Below are 21,055 nucleotides of genomic sequence, written 5' to 3' on the forward strand. Positions count from 1 at the left end.
GGGCATGAAGTTCTCCGCTCGCGCCGATGCCGTCACTCCGTTTTATGCCATGGAGTTCGGCAAGAAGGCCGCAGCCCTGGAAGCACGCGGTGTGCACGTGGTGAAGCTCAACATCGGGGAGCCCGACTTCGGTGCGCCGCCGGCGTTTCTGGAGGAAGTTCGGCGGATCAGCGATGGTCGTCCAATGGCCTACACGGGAGCGTTGGGCCTCGACACGCTCCGCAGTCGGATCGCGGAGTTCACCGCAACCAAGTTTGGGGCGCCGATCGCTCCCGAACGGGTGGTCGTGACGACGGGCGCGTCGGCCGCACTCCTGCTGTCGTGCGCTGCATTGATCGATCCGGGCGACGAAGTCCTCGTCTCCGACCCGTCGTATCCGTGCAACCGGCGGTTCGCCGAGAGCTTCGGCGGCAACGTTCGATTGCTGGAGACGACACCGGAGACCCGGTTCCAGCTCACCGCGGACATGGTCGATGGCGCCTGGGGCGAGCGGACGCGCGGAGTCATGGTGGCCACGCCATCGAACCCGACTGGCACCTCGCTGCCCTACGACGAACTGACCGCCCTGTGCTCAACGGTCGCCAACCATGACGGTTGGCGAATCGTCGACGAGATCTACCTCGGCCTGGCCGACGACGGCCCCGACGGCCCGCCGCGCAGCATCTCGGCCGTCGACCCCGGTGCGATCGTGATCAACAGTTTCTCGAAGTACTTTGGGCTCACCGGCTGGCGTCTCGGGTGGGCGGTGGTTCCGGAAGAGATGATTCCGGTGGCCGAGCGGCTCGCGCAAAACTACTACATCTGCCCACCCACACCATCGCAGATGGCCGCCCTGACCTGCTTTGATCCGGAGACCCTTGCCGTCGCCGAAGATCGTCGCGCACAGATGCGCAGTCGCCGGAAACTGGTGCTCGACGGCCTCGAACGCATTGGGCTCGACGTTCCGGTGCATCCCGACGGCGCGTTCTACGTCTACCTCGACGTCAGCAAGACGGGCCTGTCGGCGTCCGAGTTCTGCGACCGAGCCCTCGCCGAGGCGCACGTGGCACTCACGCCCGGCAAGGACTTCGGCGACGCCGGAGCCGAACGGTTTGTCCGGCTGAGCTATGCCGCATCCGAAGCAGACCTCGCGCTAGCGATCGAACGGCTGGGCAACCTGCTGAACAGCATCTAAAGCTGGGCAGGATCTGAGCGATCGGCAATCAGGCGGTCGACGAAGGCCGCCTGCGCGGCGTTCAGTTTCACGCGGGCTTCGTCGATCGTGAACCAATCGCCGCGGTCCACTTCCGGAAACTCTTTCACCACACCCGATTTCGGCGGCCACACCAGCTCGAAGGTATTGCTGACGATGCGCGAAACGTCCAGATCGCCTTCGAGCGCAAAGCAGCGCACCCGCTTTCCACTGCGGAGTCGGACGTCACCCAAATCCACGCTTTCGGTTCTGGGAGCCGGGTGGCCCGTCTCCTCCGCGAACTCTCGACGCGCAGCGGTCTCCGGATCTTCGTCACCATCGAGCAACCCCTTGGGGATTGACCACGCACCGTCGTCCTTGCGGGCAAAGAACGGCCCGCCCGGATGCACCAGGAGCACCTGCAGTTCGCCGTCCGCCGTCGTGCGATGCAGCAGAATTCCCGCGCTAGTCTGAGCCTTCGCCATGCCTGTAACGCTAGCCCCACGCCGCCTCACCGCGTCGGGACGTGCGCCAATAGCGGCATGAGAGACTGGATTACATGAGCAATTGGGTCGCGCCGTTCCTTGATCACCCCGTCGATGCCACCGTCGACGTTCCCGGATCCAAGTCCATTACCAACCGCGCCCTCATCCTGGCCACGCTCGCCGACGGCCCCTCCACCATCACCGGCACACTCCGCTCGCGCGACACCGACCTGATGCTCGACGGTCTCGCCGCACTCGGAATCGGTATCGAGTACGGCACCGATCCGTCGACGGTTACCGTCACACCCACTCCGATGCACGCCGCCACCGTCGACTGCGGCCTGGCAGGCACCGTCATGCGCTTCATGCCTGCGGTCGGTGCCCTCGCCACCGGAGACGTCGTCTTCGATGGCGACGAGCAAGCCCGCCACCGCCCGCTCGGCACCGTCCTCGACGCGCTCCGCACGCTCGGCGCAGACATCGATGGCGATGGCCTGCCATTCACCGTGCACGGGACCGGCACCATTGCTGGCGGACCGGTCACGATCGATGCCTCGGCGTCGTCGCAGTTCGTTTCCGGGCTACTGCTGTCGGCACCGCGATTCACCGCAGGTGTCGAGATCACGCACGTCGGCGAATCGATTCCGTCAATGCCGCATGTCGACATGACCATCGAAATGCTCCAAACTGCTGGCGTCACAGTCGAATTCGATACAGGAGCCACGCGCTGGCGAATCGGTCCCGGTGCCATCAAGCCGGTCGACTGGGCCATCGAACCCGATTTGTCGAACGCGGCAGCCTTCCTCGCCGCGGCCCCCGCGACCGGCGGTCGGATCAGCGTTCCCCGCTGGCCGTCGGTCACCACGCAACCCGGAGCCGCCATCGTCGGAATCATGGCGCAGATGGGTGCCACCAGTGAGCTCGCCGAGGACGGTCTGCTCACGATTACCGGTCCGAGCACGTTGAAACCTCTCGACATTGACCTGCACGAGGTCGGTGAGCTGACGCCAACCATTGCCGCGCTCTGCGTGCTCGCCGAAGGCACCTCCACCCTCCGCGGCATCGCCCACCTGCGCGGCCACGAGACCGACCGGTTAACAGCGCTGCGGACCGAGATCAACCGCATTGGCGGACAGTGCCAGGAAACCGACGACGGTCTCATCATCACCGGCGACGGCGGTGTCGGCCTACACGCCGACCTCTGGCACAGCTACGCCGATCACCGGATGGCGACCGCCGGCGCCATCCTCGGGTTGCGCGTGCAAGGCCTGCAGGTCGAGAACATCGGGACCACCGGGAAAACGCTCCCCGACTTTGTGCAAATGTGGGAAGCCTTGGCGGGGATCACGTTGTGAACCGTCGCGCGGGAACGGTCGGCGGCCGCACATACGACGAGTCCGATGTTCGGATCCGGCCCAGCAAGGGCAGTCGACCGCGCACCAAAACCCGGCCGTCGCACGACGACGCGGAAACAGCGATGGTCGTATCGGTGGACCGGGGCCGTTGGGGTTGTGTTCTTGACGGCGACCCAAACCGGCGCGTTGTCACCATGCGGGCCCGCGAACTTGGCCGCACTCCGATTGTCGTTGGCGATCGGGTCGGCGTAGTTGGTGATTTGACCGGCAGGCCCGATACCCTCGCCCGCATCGTGCGCGTCGAAGATCGAAGCACCGTCCTGCGACGCACCGCCGACGACAATGACCCGTACGAGCGAATTGTGGTCGCCAACGCCGATCACCTGCTGATCGTGACAGCGCTCGCCGATCCGCCGCCCCGGACCGGGTTTGTCGAACGCGCGCTCGCCGCCGCCTACGCTGGCGGCCTGAAGCCGATCCTGTGCCTGACCAAGTCCGACCTCGCGACCCCGGAAGAATTTGCCGCACACTTCGCCGACCTCGACCTACCGGTCATCACCGCCGGCCGTGACGACAATCTCGATGAACTGTGGACCGTGCTCGAGGGCCATCTCACCGCGCTCATCGGCCATTCTGGCGTCGGCAAGTCGACATTGGTGAACCGACTGGTCCCGGACGCTTTCCGCGCGACCGGCGTGGTCTCCGGCGTCGGCAAAGGCAGGCACACATCGACGCAATCGGTGGCCTTGCCGTTACCCGGCAGTGAAGAGAGCGACCCGCCGCGAGGATGGGTCGTCGACACGCCAGGCATCCGGTCGTTCGGGCTGGCGCACGTCACCCCCGATCAGATTGTCGACGCCTTCGATGACCTCCAGGCTGCCGTCGAAGACTGCCCCCGCGGCTGTACCCATTTGGGTCCGCCCGCCGATCCCGAGTGCGCCCTCGACGCGCTCACCGGCAGTTCTCATCGTCGTGCCATGGCGGTGCGGGAACTGCTGGTCTCGGTGACCTCGCACGGCACCGAAGACCCGTCCCACGACGCCTTCTAGGTTGTACGCCGGACGGGGCAACTGGAGATGTCGGCGCCGTCGGCATACAGCGGGAGTTCGGCGCAGGTGGTCGCTGGTTCGTCCCGAGCAAATAGTCGTGCCATTCCGCAGCGGGTGCAGCTTCGCCGCAGACGGGGTGTGCACAAAGTGCCAGCCGTGAAAGAACTCTTCTTCGCTGAGCCGCTCCGGCTTCGGGAACCACGTGAAGTGATTCGGTAGGTAACCATCTTCGACGGGCTGCGGCCGCGACTCGGTGACGAGGTAGGCATCGCCGGGAGCCTGTTCCTGTCCCGGTTCCCCGATACCCCAAATGGGGGGCGGGAAAAGCTAGCGCTTGCGAGGGCGACGGCGGCGACGTTCGCGGGCCTGGGCGAGGGCGGTCTTGAGTCCGCCACCAACCTTCGGAAGTCCCTCGAAACGACGCTCGGAAGCGGTTTCGGGGGCGTCATCGCTGGTGTCAATGAGGAACTGATCCGGAAGGGCCAGCTTGTTGATGGTGCGCAACGTCTGCATGTACTGAACAGCGAGCGGACCCGTGTTGTACGGAAGGTCGTATTTCTCGGAGAGCTCGCGAACCGTGACCGCGACTTCCGCCAACCGATTGCTTGGCAGGTCCGGGAACAGGTGATGCTCGATCTGGTAGCAGAGGTTGCCGCTCATAAAGGCCAACGCGGGGCCAGCATCAAAGTTGGCGCTTCCCAGCATCTGTCGCAGGTACCACTGTCCCTGGGTCTCGTTTTCGAGTGTCTCCATCGTGAACTTCTCGGCACCATCGGGGAAATGACCACAGAAAATCACGACGTATGCCCACAGATTCCGGATCACGTTGGCAGTGAGATTGGCTGTCAGCGTGTGCTTAAAATTCGGACCGGTCAGTGCCGGATAGAGGACGTAGTCCTTACCGACTTGCCGCAGGATCTTCCGGCCAAAAAGCTTGATCTCCGGAAGCGCCTGCTCCATCGGCTTCTTGCCGGTCAGGGCGTCCTTAAGCTGCAGATCGTGCAGACCGATCCCCCACTCGAAGCCGGCAGCCAAGATGATGTTGAGAAGCGGCTGAAATAGCTTTCGCGGCTCCCACTGCTCGTCGCGGGTGACGCGAAGCGCTTCGTAACCGACGTCGTGATCCATGCCCAGCACGTTGGTGTACTTGTGATGGATGTAGTTGTGCGAGTGCTTCCAATGCGGAGAGGCGCACACCATGTCCCACTCCCACGTTGTGGAGTGCACTTCGGGATCGTTCATCCAATCCCACTGCCCGTGCATCACATTGTGGCCGAGTTCCATGTTCTCGATGATCTTCGAGACGGCCAAGGCTCCGGCACCGAGCAGCCACAGGGGCCGACGGTTGCTGCCGAGGAGGGCTGCGCGCCCCAACACCTCGAGTCCGCGCTGCGCGTAAATGGTGCGACGCAGATACCGACGATCCTTCGCACCCAGACTCGACTCAATCTGCCTACGCAGGGTATCGAGTTCAACACCGAACGCCTCGACGTCCGCGTCGGTCAGATGCGCATACGCATTAATATCTGAAATCGCCATTGGTCACATTATGCGCTTGTTTTTGCGCGTCGTTCCTTCCTGCGCGCTTTCAAGCCACCAATTGCCGTCTTAAGTCCCTCACGACGGCCCGTTTTCGGGTCAACCGTCGACACCAGCCGCAGTTCGGGCTGCTCCTTGAATCGGCGTTCAGAAGCAGTTTCCGGAGCATCGTCGGGCGTCGCGACCAAGTACTTGTTGGGCAGCGACAGCTTCGCGATGGTCCGCCAAGACTTCGCGTACTGAACCGGGAACGAGCCCGTGGTGTACGGAAGGTCGTACTTGGCGCACAGCGCCTGCACGCGCACGGAAATCTCGGCCATCCGATTACTCGGCAGGTCCGGGAAGAGATGGTGCTCGATTTGGTACGACAGGTTCCCGCTCATGAACCCCAGCGCAGGGCCCGACCGGAAATTCGCACTGCCGAGCATCTGCCGCAGGTACCACTCGCCGCGCGACTCATTCACCATGTCGCGCTTGGTGAACTTTTCGGCACCGTCCGGGAAGTGTCCGCAGAAAATGACCGCGTTGGTCCACACATTGCGGATCACGTTGGCCAAGAGGTTCGCGGTTAACGCCTTCCGCGCTCCGGTGCCCGATCGCGTCACGGCACCAACCATCGCCGGGTACACCACGTAGTCCTTGCCCGCCTGACGGCCAATCTTCATGCCAACATCGCGGAGATCCTGCTGGAACTGAGCCTTATCTTCCGGCGTGCGGCGCTTGCGGCCAAGCTCCAGGTGCTGAGCTGCGACACCGTACTGGAAGCCGAGTGCAAGCAGCGTGTTGTAGAACAGATTGCCCAGGTTAAACGGCTTCCAGCGCTGATCGCGCGTCACGCGGATGAGGCCGTAGCCCACGTCGTCGTCCATGCCCAAGATGTTGGTGTACTTGTGATGGATGTAGTTGTGGGTGTGCTTCCAGTGCGCGCTGGGACCGGTGTTGTCCCATTCCCACGACGTGGAGTGCACCTCGGGGTCGTTCATCCAATCCCACTGCCCGTGCATCACATTGTGGCCAAGTTCCATGTTCTCGATAATCTTGGCAACGCCGAGGGTGGTGGCACCCGCCCACCAAAGGCTTCGCTTGCGCGACCCAAAGATAAGGGCGCGGCCGGTCACCTCAAGCGCACGCTGGGCGGCGATGGTGTTGCGGATGTAGCGTGCGTCGCGTTCACCGCGGTCGGCTTCAATTTCGGCGCGGATCTGATCCAACTCCGACCCGAGAGCCTCGACATCTTCGTCGGTCAGATGCGCGTATTCGGGGATGTCAGAGATCGCCATACCAAATCCTTCGTTCCTAGGAAACCTAACTTACGCAAGCGTAGGTTACGGTCCCGTAGCTTGTCTACCCCCGGACCACCATGGCCCGTGACACAAACAGCTAAACGTCGAGCGTGCAGTCGCCAGCCGCAGCGCTGACGCAGGTCTGAATACGCTCACCTTCGACGTGCTCAGCACCGGTACGCAAGTCACGGACGGCCCCCTTGTCGAGCATGACCACACAGCTCTGACAGATGCCCATGCGGCAGCCGAACGGCATCAAAACGCCCGCCTGTTCGCCAGCTTCCAGCAGGGTCGTAGCGCCATCGACCTCAATTTGACGATCGGGTGTCCCGAACGTCACGATGCCGCCTTCGGCGCCGGTAGCACCGCGCTCCAACGCGAATCGCTCGATATGCAACTGGTCAGCGGCACCGGCTTCGGCAAACTGCTCACTGAGCATGTCAAGGAATCCGCCGGGACCGCATGCCCACGTCTGCCGCTCCGCCCAGTCCGGGCACAGGGCCCGCAACTTTGCCGGCGTAACCTGGCCGTCGGATCGAGTGAACTGTAAATGGAGGTCGATCAGGCCATCGTCGGCCATACCTCGGAGTTCCTCGCTGAAGAGCAAGTCATCTTCGGTCGGTACCGAGTGAATCACTGTCACGTCGGCGGCCTGACCGCGACGACGCATGGCCCGCAGCATCGAAATGATGGGCGTTAAACCACTGCCAGCCGTCGCAAAAAGCATCTTCGCAGGCAACGGATCGGGAAGCACAAACTCGCCAGCAGGGGCGGCCAGTCGGACGACCGTGCCTGCCGCCAAGCCCTTCACCAGGTGCGACGACAAGAAGCCTTCCGGCATCGCCTTGACAGTGATCGCCACCGTCCCGTCTTCACGGGAAGCCGATGGCACCGAGGTTAGCGAGTACGACCGCCATGCCCAACGGCCATCGACGAGCACCCCGATTCCGATGTATTGGCCGGGGTGATAGTCGAAGGAAAATCCCCAGCCCGGCTTGATAACGATGGTGGCACTGTCGGCCGTCTCTGGCACCACGGAAACAACTTTGCCGCGGAGTTCGCGGGCCGACCACAGCGGATTGGCCAGGTGCAGGTAATCGTCGGGAAGCAGCGGGGTGGTAACTCGGGCGAACGCGGCCCGCAACCATTTGGTCCGCTTACGCCGGGATGCGACGTCAGCCGCGGGTGCTTCGAATCGTTCACGCCAAGCCATCGTGGTCTCCTCCGCCGGTCCCGGGAAATCCCGGAATTACCTAAGTTACGATACCGTAGGTTAGCGCTTTCGGATCACCAGGTCGAACGCACGACGACTCACGATTACGCGAGCAAGGTTCCCGGCTCCGCCTGGTACGGCGTGAAGAACGCATTGGCCGGTGCACCTTCCAGAGTCATAACGAGGGTCGGCACCGCCATCCCATCGATCTGCTCGCGGATGATGTCCGCGTGACCGGCGTGACGCGCATACTCCTCGATCTGATGCCCCATGAAAAACCGATTCTTCATCGGTCGCGGTTCATAGATTCCCGCCCAGGGCGCAGGCGGAGCCATGGCGTCGGCCTCGGGGTCGGCTGCACGCATGTCGAGGAGAAACTGGCTGCGCGCTTCGTCGAATGCCGCCAGCGCGCCAGCGGCCGTCTCCTCATCGGTGAGGGCAAAGCTGGCCATGAACTCGGCATACGTCGCGTCGTCGAGCACGAATTCGTGAGCGACTCCCCGCAGTTGCGCGGATGCGCCGCGCATCCCGCGGGTGATGTGTTTGATGATGCCGCCGATCGACAGGGCACTGCGGCACGGCGTCAGTCGTGCCTGCTGTTCGGTGAGGCCGAAACTTGAGGCGCGGATAGCAGCGAGTTGCTGATCCGCGTAGTTGATCAAGCCGGTCAGTTCATTGTCGCGGGCGGGTGCGTACATCGTTGGCCTCCAAAGTCGGTGTGCCCTAAGACGATACGAAGCGAAGCGGACAAATACTGTCCGCTTCGGCAACTTGCGTTCCGGACCGACACTGGCCGCCACATCACCACCGCCTGACGGACCCTCTCGAACTACAGGAGTTCGAGCAGGAAAGGCAGTTCCTGGGTCGCAAACCAGGCCAGATCATGGTCTTCAACGTCACCGATGGCGAGTTCACTATCTTCGTCACCGAGATCAGCCTCATCAATCACCGCGACCGCAGCCTTCACTGCCGATTCCGCGTCGGCACCATCGACATGGACTGCGACGATGTCGCCGTGTGGAATCGGTCCCTCCACCTTGACGACGGCGTCGTCAAGGTCTGGGCGCGCGGTCGCGGGCGCGTCGGCCACCACAACTACCCGACGCACGGGTAGGTCGGATGTGTCGACCGCGAGCAGTCGCAGCGATGCACGAGCTGCTTCCCGGAGCGCAACTTCGGACAGTTCCTCCTCGTCGCCGGAAATGTACGCCTCGCGCAGCGTTGGTGTCAGCGCGAAACCGGTGCCTCCGACCGGATGGAACGGCTGTCCCGGCTCGGCAACAAAATCTTGGATCATCGTCAGGGTGGCTGGCAGATAGACGCGCATGAAGTCCTTTTTCCCGCTGGCGGTCATTGCTTGTCGGGTTTCTTGTCGGGCTTGTCAGGTTTCTTGTAGGCAACAAGTTGGCCACTCGCGAGGAGTTCGTCGAGTGATTCAGTCACGTAGGCGGCCATGGCAGGTAGGTCGACGACGACGGCACGGTCGGCGATGAACGCAAACTGCACCTGGTTGGCATACTCGTTGACGCTGATGCCGAGGGCTCGTTGGGCTGCCAAGGTCGGAATCGTAAACACTCCGGTGACGGGAACACCACCGACAAACTGGCGTTCAATCCGTTCCGAGCTCGTCGAAATCGGCACGTTGAACGATCGCTGGAACATCCCGGCAAAGGCACGGGTCGAAAAGTCCGCGAATGGGACCAGACCGAACTCGGGCAGCATCGGTCGCAGCCCCCTAGACATGCGAATCGACGACTGCGAGTACCGATCAGCGAGCCCGGCAACCTGCATCAGACGGACTGCCGGTGCATCCTCGCCAACCGGAAGGTCGGTGACAAACTCGGTGCCGCCAACCACGATCCACCTACCGGAGGACTCTCCATCCACGACCGTCGGCTCACGAGCGCCAAGCGGCAGGGTGGCCCGCATCGTTTCTCCGTGTCCGACGGAATCGTTGACCGACAGTAGCCAACGACGCAGCACTCCGGTCAGGATGGCCAGGACGACATCGTTGAACGAACATTCGAATCTGGTGGCCACCGCATCCAGGTCACGGCGCGACACTGACGCAAAGGCGAAAAGTCGGGACGATGTAGTCACGGCATTGAGCGGGCTGTCGGGTGCCGAGTTCATCATTTGGGTCACGGCGTCGCTCACGAATCGAACCGATCGATCGGCCACCGACCACAGGTCGGCGACCGGGCCGTTGCCGCGAAGCAGGGAGTCGAGCAATTCTCCGGGTCGAGCCATCGCTTCGGCGAGCGCACCGACGGTCAACAATCCGGCACCGGGCGGCCGGTTCGGCATCCATAAATCTTCCGGCAGCGCGGCGGTGCCTGCGACATCGTCACAGATAACTTCGCTGATCTCGGGGTGGTCCGGACCGCCGAGAAGGCAACGGTGCGTACGGGTCAGGATCGCCGATCGACCGTGAGTCAAACCTTCGATCAGGTACATCTCCCAAAGGGGCCGACTGTGGTCGAGTGGGCGAGACATGACACGCGCTATCAGTTCCTGCAATTGTTCACTGGTGCCCGGCTGAGGGAGCGCAGAGAGCCGAATGTGGTAGTTGATGTCGAAGTCGTGGTCGTCTACCCACACCGGGCGTGCCAGCCCGAGAGTGACCTCGGTGACCACCTGTCGGTAGCGCGGCGCCCGCTGCATTCGGTTCTCCACGAGTGACACCAAAGCGTGGTAGTCGAGGGCTGTCTGGTCCCCCTCGGGCAGCTTGTTCGGGTCGACGATCAGCAGCGCACCCAGATGCGCCGTCGTCCCCGACCCGTCAAGAAAGTAAAACATCGCCTCGTCTGGCGACAACCGATTCACCATGATGGCTTCGAGTTTAAGCCGGAAGGATCGGGCGTCAGCACATCACTGGCACTTATGGAGGGTCGGACCCGTCATACGATCGACAACTCGACAATTACCCAGCGCTCCACTGGGCGTCGCGGCCGACCGCGGACGGCGAGCACCACTCGCTGAATCTCGGCGCGGCCAGCTATCGCGCGCACTCTGGCACCGCGAGTGAAGGTGCCGAAGAACTCGACCTGACGGGGGCCGCCAGCTTGCATGTGAACGCGCAACAGACGGGTGGACTCGACATCGTTGGACGCCATGGGTGCAGTTCGACGCCGCAACAGGACAGACAGCTGGGCGTACACGTCGGTGCCGATCCACTGCAGCAGGTGCTCTGCGGGCCGACGGCCGTCGAGCGCTTCGAAGACCTGCTTCAACGCGTGGACCGTGTGTGATCGCGCCAGCGCCGCCGATTCGATCTCGGCCCCGCTGCCAGGTATCACAAAGTTATCGACCCTGTGGTTTTCGACTTCACCGGCGTCGTTTCCGACCGTGTGCTCCCCGAGCGTCTTGACCGTCATATGAATCAGACGCACGGGAAGCAAGTTCGGTTCCACGACTCGCCGACGAATCGGCGATTATTTTTCCAGCTGTTAGCGCTTCTTTTTGCGTGCTGCCGCACGACGCTCGGCGCGAGTGCCACCCATGACCGCCGACGGAGTGCCCGAAGCGAGCTCCTCAATGGCCGAGATGACTTCTGCCGCACCAGATTCCGAGGGTCCACTGTAGGTGACAGCGGCGTCGTCAGTGTCTGCGGCGGGAGCAGCGCCACCACCGAAGGCCGCACCGGCCAGCATGTCGCTGACCGACGTGCCCAGCGCCGGTGCCGGTGCCTGGGTCTCCACCTGTGCGTTGAAGATGTAGGTGACGGCTTCTTCCTTCATCCCTTCGAGCATGCCCATGAACATGTCGTAGCCCTCGCGCTGGTACTCGACCACCGGGTCACGCTGAGCCACCGAACGCAGATGGATGCCTTCGCGGAGGTAGTCCATCTCGTACAGGTGATCGCGCCACTTGCGGTCCATGACCGTCAGCAAGATCGACCGCTCCAGCTGACGCATCGCACCGTCGCCAGCGATCTCGGTCAGCTCGGCTTCGCGCTGCTCATAAGCGTTGAGGGCGTCGGCAACCACCTTCTTGCGCAGCCCGCTGCGGGAAATATCGTCACGATCTCCGTACTCGTTCTCGCCGACAGCTTCCTTCTTGTCGAGGCCGACCGGGTACAGCTTGCCAAGTGCGTCCCACAGTTCATCCAGGTCCCAGTCCTCGGCGTAACCGAGTTCGGTGGCACCGTCGACGTACGCGGACACCACGTCGCTGATCATGTTGCGAACCTGCTCTTGGTGGTTTTCACCACTGAGAATCTCGCGGCGCTCACGATAAACGACCTTGCGCTGCTCGTTCATGACCTCGTCGTATTTGAGGACATTCTTGCGGATCTCGAAGTTCTGCTCTTCCACCTGGGTCTGAGCGCTGCGAATCGCCCGCGTAACGAGCTTCGCGTCAATCGGCACATCATCGGGCAGGTTGAGGCGCACCATGATCGTCTCGAGCGCCGCACCATTGAATCGCCGCATTAGTTCATCGCCGAGCGACAGGTAGAAGCGGGATTCACCCGGGTCACCCTGGCGACCGGAACGGCCACGCAGCTGGTTGTCGATTCGTCGCGACTCGTGACGTTCGGTGCCAAGCACGTACAGGCCACCGGCCTCGCGGACCTCGTCAGCTTCGGAGGCGGCATCTTCGCGAGCCACCAGGATGGCTTCATCCCACGCGGCTTCGTACTCTTCGGGCGAGTTGACCGGGTCCAGGCCTGCCTTGCGGACGCGGGTGTCAGCGATCACGTCGGGGTTACCGCCGAGCACAACGTCCGTACCGCGGCCAGCCATGTTCGTGGCGACCGTGACGGCACCGAGGCGACCGGCTTCGGCAACAATCTGCGCTTCCTGCTCGTGGAACTTGGCGTTCAGCACGGTGTGCTTGATTTCGCGTTCGGTGAGCAGGTTCGACAGGTACTCGGATCGTTCGACGCTGGTGGTACCGATAAGCACCGGTTGGCCAGTCTCGTGACGCTCGACGATATCGTCGACGACCGCGTTGAACTTGGCCTCTTCGGTCTTGTAAATCAGGTCGCCCTTGTCCTTACGGATCAACGGGTTATTGGTCGGGATCTGCACCACACCGAGCTTGTAGATCTCCTGGAACTCGGCAGCTTCGGTCTCGGCGGTACCGGTCATGCCCGACAGTCGCTCGTAGAGACGGAAGTAGTTCTGCAGGGTGATCGTGGCGAGAGTCTGGTTCTCAGCCTTGATCTCGACACCCTCTTTGGCTTCGATCGCCTGGTGCAGGCCTTCGTTGAAGCGGCGACCGTCGAGCACACGTCCGGTGAACTCGTCGACGATCATGACCTCGCCCTTGCGGACGATGTAGTCCTTGTCCTTGTGGAAGAGTTCCTTGACCTTGATCGCATTGTTCAAGTAGCCAACCAACTGCGAGTTCGACGGCTCGTAGAGGTTGTCGATACCCAGGCGGTCCTCGACAAAGGCGACGCCGGCTTCGTGCACGCCGACCGTCTTCTTTTTGATGTCAACTTCGTAGTGGGTGTCCTTTTCGAGCAGCGGCGCGATGCGCGCAAACTCGGAATACCACTTGCTTGAACCGTCGGCCGGACCCGAAATGATCAGCGGCGTACGGGCCTCGTCGATAAGGATCGAGTCGACCTCATCGACGACGGCGAAGGCATGCTCGCGCTGCACGAGGTCTTCGAGGGTGTGCGCCATGTTGTCGCGCAGGTAGTCGAAGCCGAATTCGTTGTTGGTGCCGTAGGTGATGTCCGCGGCGTAGGCTTCGCGACGCTGGTCCGGTGTCATTCCGGTCAGAATGACGGCGGTCTCCAAGCCGAGGAAGCGGTGAACGCGTCCCATCCACTCGGAGTCACGCTTGGCGAGGTAGTCGTTCACGGTGACGACGTGCACGCCCCTGCCACTCAAGGCATTCAGATATGCGGGGAGCACACAGGTCAGGGTCTTACCCTCACCGGTCTTCATCTCGGCGATATTGCCGAAGTGCAGTGCCGCGCCACCCATGATCTGGACGTGGAAGTGCTTTTGATCGAGGACGCGCCACGCGGCCTCGCGCGCGACGGCAAATGCCTCGAGCAGCAGCGAGTCGAGCGTCTCGCCGCCTTCGAATCGCTCGCGGAACTCGGCAGTCTTTGCCCGCAGTTCGTCGTCGGAGAGCGCCTCCATTTCACCGGAGAGCGCTTCGACGCTCGTCGCGATGGCATCGAGGCGCTTGACCATGCGACCTTCGCCCAGTCTGAGCAGCTTGTTGAGCACCAGTAATCCTCTAGGTTCACGTGTCTATTCGCCCCGCCGTCCGCATCGATTGCTCGATCGGTCAGCAAGACCCCGGTCCATGGTACGGGTCGGCGGGGCAAAAGGCGGTGGCCGCCACCCGATCAGGTGGCGGCCACATCGTTCATTGGGTCGATCAGGCGAGCCGGATCAAGCCGTAGTCGAAGGCGTGCCTGCGGTACACCACCGACGGTTTGTCGGTCTCTTCATCGTGGAACAGGTAGAAGTCGTGTCCGACCAGTTCCATTTCGTAGAGTGCTTCGTCGACGGACATCGGCGCGGACGGGTGGTCCTTGACACGAACCACCTGGCCGGGTTGATGGTCTTCGACGCTGTCCTCGAACGGGTCGGCCGGGGCTACCGGCGTTTCCGGTAACAGGTGCGGCGCGTCTGCTGCGGCCTCTGCGAGCGAGGTGGGACGGTGCATCCCGTCTTTGCGGACACGTTTGCGGTTCTTGGCCCGACGCAGTTGCGTATGGAGCTTGTCGAAGGCCAATTCGCTCGCGGCGTAGAAGTTTTCGCCTGCCGCCTGGGCCCGGATCACGGGTCCGCGGCCGACACCGGTGATTTCCACGATCTCTGCGCTCTTGGCCTGTCGCGGATTCGGTTCGTGGTACAGCGTCACTTCGAAACGGAAAATCGATTCGTCGAAATGCTCGAACCGAGCGAGCTTGTTGCTCATGTAGGTGCGGAAGTGTGTCGGAATCTCAACGTTTCGACCACTCATGGTGAGGTCTGCCTTCAGCTCGCGGGCGTCTTCAGCCTCGACGCTCGGCGGCAATTGGAAAGCGGCTTCGAGATCTAGACGTTCCGGGGGTGTGGCTTTCGATTCGCGTTGACCCTTGCGATGAACGACCGTCATATCGGCATCCTCCTAGGTTGCTCCCATCCGAACGCGCAGTCCGGATCAGGGTTACCAATTCGCTTGTCGCACAATCACTCTCGGTGGTGATCTGATGCGAGGACAGTGGTCCGCCCTATCTAAAACGGACATTCACACCGAACGCAGGCGAGCACATCTGCGCGGCGAAAAAGGCTGGTCACCTCCCGGCACTCGATGTTCGTCACTGCCACTTCCGAAGGTATCCGCAATTTCGTCTTCCGGCCACGTTTTGTCCAATCAAGCGTCCGCTAGGACCACAACGGCGGTGACTTTGGTCCCGGATTGGGCGAGGGCGGCGACGGCGTGGGCTGCGGTGGCCCCGGTTGTGAGGACATCGTCGACGAGGACCACCGGCCCGTCGATGCTCGGCAATCGGCCCTTGACGCTGACCGCGCCGGCCAGGTTGGCATTGCGCGCTCCCGCGGTGAGGGCTGCCGAATCGCGGGTAAAGGCCGCGGTCGACAGGATCGGTGCGACATGAACAGCTGGTCCGAGGGCGGCGGCGGCCTCCCGGGCCACGGCGGTCACGGTATCGCCGCCACGCACACGTGCGGCGAACACTCGGGTCGGCGCGGGCACCAGCGTTAGGGTGCGGCCAGCGGGGAGGTCGCCCCAAGAGGCCAGGGCGACGAGGGCACCGGCGAGCGCGCGGCCCAGGATCGGCGCGAGGTCGGCGCGGCGGTGCTCTTTCAAGTTGACGATCGCTGACGCCACCGGGCCGCCGTAGCGTGCCAGGGCCCAGGCTGGGGCGCCGGGGTCGATGCGCGGCACGAGGAGTCTCGGTACGTCAATGAGGCGGGTCGCGCACGTCTCACACCACGGGGTGTCGGGTCGACCGCAGCCGCCGCATTCCTGAGGCACCACGAGATCGGCGAGCGCCGCCAGCACGTTCCGGGCGCTCAACCGGTGGTCGGGCCGCGACTCCCCCGCCATGATGACGATTGTCCAAGGCATGGCGTCGCCTGTCACAGCCGTCATCCACAGGGACGCTCATTCGCCAGCCCGTCACCGCGAGGGTGATCGGTTAGCTACCCGGGATCACCGCGATGCTTCCGGGACCCGCGTCCGGACCCAGGATTGTCCAGTACTGGTCAGGGCGAACCTCGCCGGTACCGAGCTGCTGGACACCCCGGGTGTCGGAGACATAGACGGTGCTATCGGATGCCGCGATGTCTTGGACCGGCGGCTTCAGGTTGCCGCTGACCATGGGGATCGGCGGTGTGCCCGCGATCGTCGCACGCCAAACGGGTACCTCGGTCCCCGTTCGCGCCGCGTACAGGATCTTCGGTGTGGACCACGTGATGTCGACAGCGACGCCCTGGGCATCGGGCGCCAATTGGTAGGCACCCGAAAGCGACGGGGCACCGACGTCGTTCACTGAAATCACCCCCACCACGGTGCGACCGTCAACGACGAGAGCCACCCGCACCCCATCGGGCGATACCCGCATCTGCGTGATCGGGCCGGGTTGGACGGAGGCGATCGCTGCGGCGTCAATGGGGCCAGATCGTGCCGTCATGGTCTCCGGGTCAAAATCCCACCGGGTCGGACGACCATCGACGAGCACATAGCCGGTGTTGGAGTCCGCGCCGAACGACGGGCTACTGATGGCAGTTCCAGTGACCGCCTCAACCTGCCGGCCGCCGTACGGTCCCACCAACAGCACGTCCCGGCCCGCGCGTTTCACGATCGCCGCCGATTTCGTCGTATCTGCCGAAATCGCGGCGGCCACGATGTCCTTGGCTGCGCCCAGTTCCCCTTCGACCGGAACCGCCCGATTACCCGTCAGCCTGGTCAGCGAACCGTTGTGAATCAGGTGCACCGGATGGGCGTTGGTAGTCTCCGGATCCGGCTCGAGCGAACTCACGTCCGCCGTGCGCCAGCCGTCGGCCCGATCAGCAACCAGTGGCGCACCGTCCGCGGTAATCCGGTAGGTCCCAGTGATGCCCGCATAGTCGAGGGTCCAAATAAGTTGCGCGGCAAGCGCCGTCCGATCCTTCTGATCGGTGGCGGTGACGTTCCCCAACGGGATGGTCACCGTATCCCGAGCCACGATGACCGCACCGAGGAGACTGGCTCCGCGGGCCGCGCCCTGGCTGATGGCACCTGTCAGTTCGGCGGACGGCCCGGCGAGGATTCGGTTCACCAGCGTCGTCGGATTGGGTTCAGTCCCGTACAGCCAGTGCGGATCGCCGACGAGTCTGGTCATCGTTCGGTCGGGAAAGAACAAATCGACCTGCCGGTAGGCGATCAGGAACTGCGACGCATCGGTGATGGAACCGCTTGGGACATCACCGTTGACCTTCCACCCGCCCTTGTCGCGAACCATGGAGAGCGGAATGGTCTCCGAACCCGAGTCTGGCCGCAGCGTGCCATTGGGTCCCAGAACCGCCATCCTGGTGCCGGTGACGCGGAGGCGGACAGCGGTGGCGGTGCGTTCGTCGATGACGACACCGACGTCTTGGAGTACTCGCATGCTTCCTTGATCGTCCCAGCGTTGGCTCGCGCCGGGCGTTAAGAACTTCCGCGCTGACCGGTGCCCGGCAGTCGGGTCGGCCATGGCCTTCAAGAAGTTACGCGCAGTGGTCTCGGGGTCGTCACTCTTGCGGGGCGTCGGCACAATATTTGTGGGCCGCTTGCGGTCGAAGGACTGGATGGGTTGCGGCGGTGAAGATTGCGGAATATCAACGCAACCGGTCAGGACGAGGGCTGCGCACATGAGTAGCGCCAGCAGTGTCGTGACCCGCTTCAGGGGGCTGCGGTTCATCGGGTTACCGCTCATCGGCTCTCACCCTCCCCGATTGGCCGCAGCGGCAGCGGGCTGCCGAGCAGTTTATGTCCGCGCACCAGCGGCAACGTCAGACGGAAGCACGACCCTTCACCGGGCTCTCCCCAGGCTTCGAGGCGCCCCTGGTGCAAGCGTGCGTCTTCGATACTGATCGCCAAGCCCAACCCGGTACCGCCGGAACGACGCACGCGCGATGGATCCGACCGCCAGAACCGGTTGAACACCAACTTCTCTTCTCCCGGACGCAAGCCAATCCCGTGGTCGCGGACGGTCACGGCCACGGCGTCACCGTCGGACCGCATCGTCAACTCCACCGGGCGATGCTCGCCGTGATCGATGGCATTGGCCAGCAGGTTCCGCAGGATGCGTTCCACCCGCCTCGGATCGATCTCGGCCAGCACGGGTTCGGCTGGCATGTCGACAATGAGATCGCTACCCGTCTCTGCCGCCAGATGGGCGACGGTTGCCAGGGCCGCATCCACCGGCACCGTCATGTCGATCTGGCTGGCAACCAGTTCCGCTACGCCCGCGTCGTGACGGGAAATTTCGAGCAGTTCAGTGAGCAGGGTCTCGAACCGATTCAGTTCCTTATCGAGCAATTCAACCGAGCGTCGCTGAATGGGATCGAGATCGTCGCGGCCGTCGTAGAGCAGGTCTGCGGCCATGCGGACGGTCGTGAGCGGGGTGCGCAGTTCGTGGCTCACGTCGGAGGTGAACTGTCGTTGGAGGCCACCGAACTCTTCGAGGTGGTTGATCTGCCGCGACAGCGATTCGGCCATGTCGTTAAACGAAACTGCCAGTCGGGCAAATTCATCATCGCCTCGCACAGGCATGCGTTCGTTGAGTCGACCGTCCGCGAAGCGCACAGCGATCCGGGACGCCGACTGCAGGGGTGCGATCACCTGGCGGGTCACCAGCCACGCAATGGCCGCCAGAAGTCCGAGGAGAACGATCGCACCGGTCAGCAAGGTGCCACGGACGAGGTTCACGGTGTTCTGCTCGCTGGCCAGCGGAAAGACCAAGTACAGTTCCAGCCCTTGGATGGGGCTTTCCACTAGGGAACCGATCACCAAAGCGGGTACGACATCCGCACCCTGCTGAACCGTCGTGTATTGGAAGGCGACCTGCCCCCCGGCGACCATTTTCCGTAAGCCTGCGGGAATGTCATCGACGGGACCCACCGCAACATCCGACCCGCCCGGTTTGTCGGCCGGGACAAGCAGCACACTGTCGAAGGATCCGGCCGCCGACGCCGGCTGGGTCGAGTCGGCATCTTGGTCGGTCAACAGTGATCGTGCACGGGCGAGCCGATTCTGGACAGCGGTGTTCGACTCGGCACTGCTGAGAACTCGTTCGACCACTGACCGCATGCGCGCGATCTCTTCGGAGGCGACTTCTTGCTTGGCGTCGAGAAGCCGACCGGTGATCTGACTGATCAGCACAAACCCCAGAATCAACAGGACCACGAACGACAGCGCCAACGTGGACACGATGACACGCGTTTGGATGGAGCGGCGCCAGATCTGCCCGATAACCCGGACGACGGTCGCGATGGCGCGCCGTATCAGAGCCAGGAAGCGGTCGATCGGCCCCCGGTTGATCCGGCGGCCACCGATCACGGCGGACCGGCCTTGTAACCGACCCCTCTCACGGTTAGGACAATTTCCGGATTTTCCGGGTCGGTCTCGACCTTGGCGCGCAGACGCTGCACGTGGACGTTCACCAGGCGGGTATCCGCCGGATGTCGGTAACCCCAGACCTGTTCAAGCAGCACGTCGCGGGTGAAAACCTGGCGTGGTTTGCGGGCCAGGGCAACGAGGAGGTCGAACTCCAGCGGCGTCAACGAGATTGGTACGCCATCGCGGGTCACCTTGTGCGCCGGGACATCGATCTCGACGGGGCCGATAGCCAGCATTTCGGCGGGCTCGTCGTCGGTGCGGCGCAGCCGCGCACGGATGCGGGCGACGAGTTCCTTCGGCTTGAACGGCTTCACCATGTAGTCGTCGGCACCGGACTCGAGACCTAGCACGATATCGACGGTGTCGGACTTGGCTGTCAGCATCACGATCGGCACCCCCGAGTCGGCACGGAGGACGCGGCACACGTCGATGCCGTTCATGCCCGGAAGCATGAGGTCCAGCAGCACAACATCTGGACGGAATTCCCGAACGGCGGTCAGCGCCTGGGTGCCGTCGCCGACAACGAAGGGTTCGAAGCCTTCATTCTTCAAAACGATGGTGAGCATCTCGGCGAGGGCTGCGTCGTCGTCGACGACCAGGATGCGCGGCTTCATGCCTGCCATGTTGTCACTTTTGGCACGGCGGTGCGGGTGCGACACACCCGACAAGAACGGTTCGGCGCGCCTGGGTGGCGACCGGGTGAGGTCTGCCTACACTATGCGGCGTGGGCATTCTGGTAGCTGTCGAGGGACTCGACGGGGCGGGCAAGCGCACTATCGTCGGCCGTATTGAAAGCCTTGCCATGCAGCGCGGCGCGTCGGTCACGACGGTCGCCTTCCCTCGCTACGGCGAATCGATCACCGCCGACTTAGCTTCTGAGGCGCTCCACGGCCAGCACGGGGATCTCCGCGACAGCGTCTACGGCATGGCCCTGATGTTTGCCCTTGACCGCGCTGCAGCTCGGAAACTTCTCAAAACTGCGTTGGCCGAGCACGACCTGGTGTTGTGCGACCGCTACACCGCGTCGAATGCGGCTTACAGTGCGGCTCGGCTCGGACAGGGTGCCGATTCCGAAGTGGTCAGCTGGGTCGCCGACCTGGAGTTTGGCCGCTTCGGCTTGCCTGTTCCAGACCACCAGTTACTGCTTGGCGTGCCCCCTGATGTCGCGATGGATCGCGCAACCGGACGCGCAGAAACCGACGCCGCCCGCCCCGTCGATGCTTACGAGCGCGACACTGCTCTGCAGCACGCGGTGTACGCCGCTTACGGTGAGCTCGTCGAAGCGAACTGGATGTCGACATGGTCGTGGGCCGACGGCGACGCCGCCGCCGACGCAGTGCTCGCCCAACTCTCCTAACCCGCCCGCCGCCTGTTCTCGCATGATGCGTTGATTCCCGC

At 63.3% G+C, this 21,055-nt stretch carries 18 protein-coding genes; 4 read left to right on the plus strand and 14 right to left on the minus strand.

Annotated elements, in window-relative coordinates:
- Positions 1-4: 4 nt before the first annotated feature.
- The gene (locus tag WBA38_RS04885; RefSeq protein WP_424293486.1) at positions 5-1,174 is read left to right on the plus strand and encodes an aminotransferase class I/II-fold pyridoxal phosphate-dependent enzyme; all 1,170 of its coding nucleotides are present in this window, start codon (positions 5-7) and stop codon (positions 1,172-1,174) included.
- On the opposite strand, the gene WBA38_RS04890 is transcribed toward WBA38_RS04885, so the two are convergent.
- A complete protein-coding gene (locus tag WBA38_RS04890) occupies positions 1,171-1,656 on the minus strand; it encodes an NUDIX domain-containing protein (protein WP_424293487.1) in 486 nt (161 codons plus the stop codon). The genes WBA38_RS04885 and WBA38_RS04890 overlap by 4 nt on opposite strands.
- 74 nt (positions 1,657-1,730) lie before the next feature.
- On the opposite strand from WBA38_RS04890, the gene aroA reads away from it, so the two are divergent.
- Positions 1,731-3,011 (plus strand): 3-phosphoshikimate 1-carboxyvinyltransferase, encoded by a 1,281-nt coding sequence (gene aroA / locus WBA38_RS04895; protein ID WP_424293488.1) that lies wholly within the window; start codon positions 1,731-1,733, stop codon positions 3,009-3,011.
- Positions 3,008-4,060: a ribosome small subunit-dependent GTPase A gene (gene rsgA, locus WBA38_RS04900; protein ID WP_424293489.1), complete on the plus strand. Its 1,053-nt coding sequence runs from the start codon at positions 3,008-3,010 to the stop codon at positions 4,058-4,060. The genes aroA and rsgA overlap by 4 nt, the downstream gene beginning before the upstream one ends.
- A gap of 327 nt (positions 4,061-4,387) precedes the next feature.
- On the opposite strand, the gene WBA38_RS04905 is transcribed toward rsgA, so the two are convergent.
- The 13 genes from WBA38_RS04905 to mtrA form a co-directional block, all read right to left on the minus strand.
- The gene (locus WBA38_RS04905) at positions 4,388-5,599 is read right to left on the minus strand and encodes a fatty acid desaturase family protein (protein ID WP_424293490.1); all 1,212 of its coding nucleotides are present in this window, start codon (positions 5,597-5,599) and stop codon (positions 4,388-4,390) included.
- Positions 5,600-5,607: 8 nt separating this feature from the next.
- Positions 5,608-6,879, minus strand: a complete 1,272-nt coding sequence (locus WBA38_RS04910) for a fatty acid desaturase family protein (RefSeq protein ID WP_424293491.1) — start codon at positions 6,877-6,879, stop codon at positions 5,608-5,610.
- A 100-nt stretch (positions 6,880-6,979) separates the two neighbouring features.
- Positions 6,980-8,095 carry a ferredoxin reductase gene (locus WBA38_RS04915; protein ID WP_424293492.1) on the minus strand — a complete coding sequence of 372 codons (1,116 nt, stop codon included), beginning with the start codon at positions 8,093-8,095 and terminating at the stop codon, positions 6,980-6,982.
- Between the two features lie 104 nt (positions 8,096-8,199).
- Entirely contained in the window at positions 8,200-8,793 is a 594-nt protein-coding gene (locus WBA38_RS04920; RefSeq protein WP_424293493.1) for a DUF664 domain-containing protein, read from the minus strand.
- A gap of 131 nt (positions 8,794-8,924) precedes the next feature.
- Positions 8,925-9,422, minus strand: a complete 498-nt coding sequence (locus tag WBA38_RS04925) for a DUF6912 family protein (protein ID WP_424293500.1) — start codon at positions 9,420-9,422, stop codon at positions 8,925-8,927.
- 23 nt (positions 9,423-9,445) lie between these two features.
- Complete coding sequence (locus WBA38_RS04930; RefSeq protein WP_424293494.1) at positions 9,446-10,924, minus strand: wax ester/triacylglycerol synthase domain-containing protein; 1,479 nt, start codon at positions 10,922-10,924, stop codon at positions 9,446-9,448.
- 71 nt (positions 10,925-10,995) lie between these two features.
- Positions 10,996-11,487: an Rv3235 family protein gene (locus tag WBA38_RS04935; protein ID WP_424293495.1), complete on the minus strand. Its 492-nt coding sequence runs from the start codon at positions 11,485-11,487 to the stop codon at positions 10,996-10,998.
- 57 nt (positions 11,488-11,544) lie between these two features.
- The gene (gene secA, locus WBA38_RS04940) at positions 11,545-14,289 is read right to left on the minus strand and encodes a preprotein translocase subunit SecA (RefSeq protein ID WP_424293496.1); all 2,745 of its coding nucleotides are present in this window, start codon (positions 14,287-14,289) and stop codon (positions 11,545-11,547) included.
- A 154-nt stretch (positions 14,290-14,443) separates the two neighbouring features.
- Positions 14,444-15,169 (minus strand): ribosome hibernation-promoting factor, HPF/YfiA family, encoded by a 726-nt coding sequence (gene hpf, locus WBA38_RS04945; RefSeq protein ID WP_424293497.1) that lies wholly within the window; start codon positions 15,167-15,169, stop codon positions 14,444-14,446.
- A 258-nt stretch (positions 15,170-15,427) separates the two neighbouring features.
- On the minus strand, positions 15,428-16,123 hold the full coding sequence (locus WBA38_RS04950; protein WP_424322221.1) for a ComF family protein: 696 nt from the start codon (positions 16,121-16,123) through the stop codon (positions 15,428-15,430).
- Positions 16,124-16,214: 91 nt separating this feature from the next.
- Positions 16,215-17,972, minus strand: a complete 1,758-nt coding sequence (locus WBA38_RS04955) for an LpqB family beta-propeller domain-containing protein (RefSeq protein ID WP_424322215.1) — start codon at positions 17,970-17,972, stop codon at positions 16,215-16,217.
- A complete protein-coding gene (gene mtrB, locus WBA38_RS04960; protein ID WP_424295837.1) occupies positions 17,969-19,564 on the minus strand; it encodes an MtrAB system histidine kinase MtrB in 1,596 nt (531 codons plus the stop codon). The genes WBA38_RS04955 and mtrB overlap by 4 nt, the downstream gene beginning before the upstream one ends.
- Positions 19,565-19,593: 29 nt before the next feature.
- Positions 19,594-20,280, minus strand: coding sequence for an MtrAB system response regulator MtrA (gene mtrA / locus WBA38_RS04965; RefSeq protein WP_424295834.1), 687 nt, complete (start codon positions 20,278-20,280; stop codon positions 19,594-19,596).
- 101 nt (positions 20,281-20,381) lie between these two features.
- On the opposite strand from mtrA, the gene WBA38_RS04970 reads away from it, so the two are divergent.
- A complete protein-coding gene (locus WBA38_RS04970) occupies positions 20,382-21,014 on the plus strand; it encodes a dTMP kinase (protein WP_424295831.1) in 633 nt (210 codons plus the stop codon).
- The last annotated feature ends 41 nt before the right edge of the window (positions 21,015-21,055 follow it).

It is taken from the genome of Gordonia sp. (in: high G+C Gram-positive bacteria) (assembly GCF_049647785.1).
In the GTDB taxonomy this organism is placed as follows: Bacteria; Actinomycetota; Actinomycetes; order Mycobacteriales; family Mycobacteriaceae; genus Gordonia.

What these genes read in the sequence shown, in the direction of transcription:
- WBA38_RS04925 (WP_424293500.1), bottom strand. Translation starts at nt 9,422, where the DNA reads ATGCGCGTCTATCTGCCAGCCACCCTGACGATGATCCAAGATTTTGTT.
- WBA38_RS04885 (WP_424293486.1), top strand. Translation starts at nt 5, where the DNA reads ATGAAGTTCTCCGCTCGCGCCGATGCCGTCACTCCGTTTTATGCCATG.
- aroA (WP_424293488.1), top strand. Translation starts at nt 1,731, where the DNA reads ATGAGCAATTGGGTCGCGCCGTTCCTTGATCACCCCGTCGATGCCACC.
- WBA38_RS04930 (WP_424293494.1), bottom strand. Translation starts at nt 10,924, where the DNA reads ATGGTGAATCGGTTGTCGCCAGACGAGGCGATGTTTTACTTTCTTGAC.
- WBA38_RS04910 (WP_424293491.1), bottom strand. Translation starts at nt 6,879, where the DNA reads ATGGCGATCTCTGACATCCCCGAATACGCGCATCTGACCGACGAAGAT.
- WBA38_RS04915 (WP_424293492.1), bottom strand. Translation starts at nt 8,095, where the DNA reads ATGGCTTGGCGTGAACGATTCGAAGCACCCGCGGCTGACGTCGCATCC.
- WBA38_RS04950 (WP_424322221.1), bottom strand. Translation starts at nt 16,123, where the DNA reads ATGGCGGGGGAGTCGCGGCCCGACCACCGGTTGAGCGCCCGGAACGTG.
- WBA38_RS04890 (WP_424293487.1), bottom strand. Translation starts at nt 1,656, where the DNA reads ATGGCGAAGGCTCAGACTAGCGCGGGAATTCTGCTGCATCGCACGACG.
- WBA38_RS04920 (WP_424293493.1), bottom strand. Translation starts at nt 8,793, where the DNA reads ATGTACGCACCCGCCCGCGACAATGAACTGACCGGCTTGATCAACTAC.
- mtrA (WP_424295834.1), bottom strand. Translation starts at nt 20,280, where the DNA reads ATGGCAGGCATGAAGCCGCGCATCCTGGTCGTCGACGACGACGCAGCC.
- WBA38_RS04955 (WP_424322215.1), bottom strand. Translation starts at nt 17,972, where the DNA reads ATGAGCGGTAACCCGATGAACCGCAGCCCCCTGAAGCGGGTCACGACA.
- hpf (WP_424293497.1), bottom strand. Translation starts at nt 15,169, where the DNA reads ATGACGGTCGTTCATCGCAAGGGTCAACGCGAATCGAAAGCCACACCC.
- WBA38_RS04905 (WP_424293490.1), bottom strand. Translation starts at nt 5,599, where the DNA reads ATGGCGATTTCAGATATTAATGCGTATGCGCATCTGACCGACGCGGAC.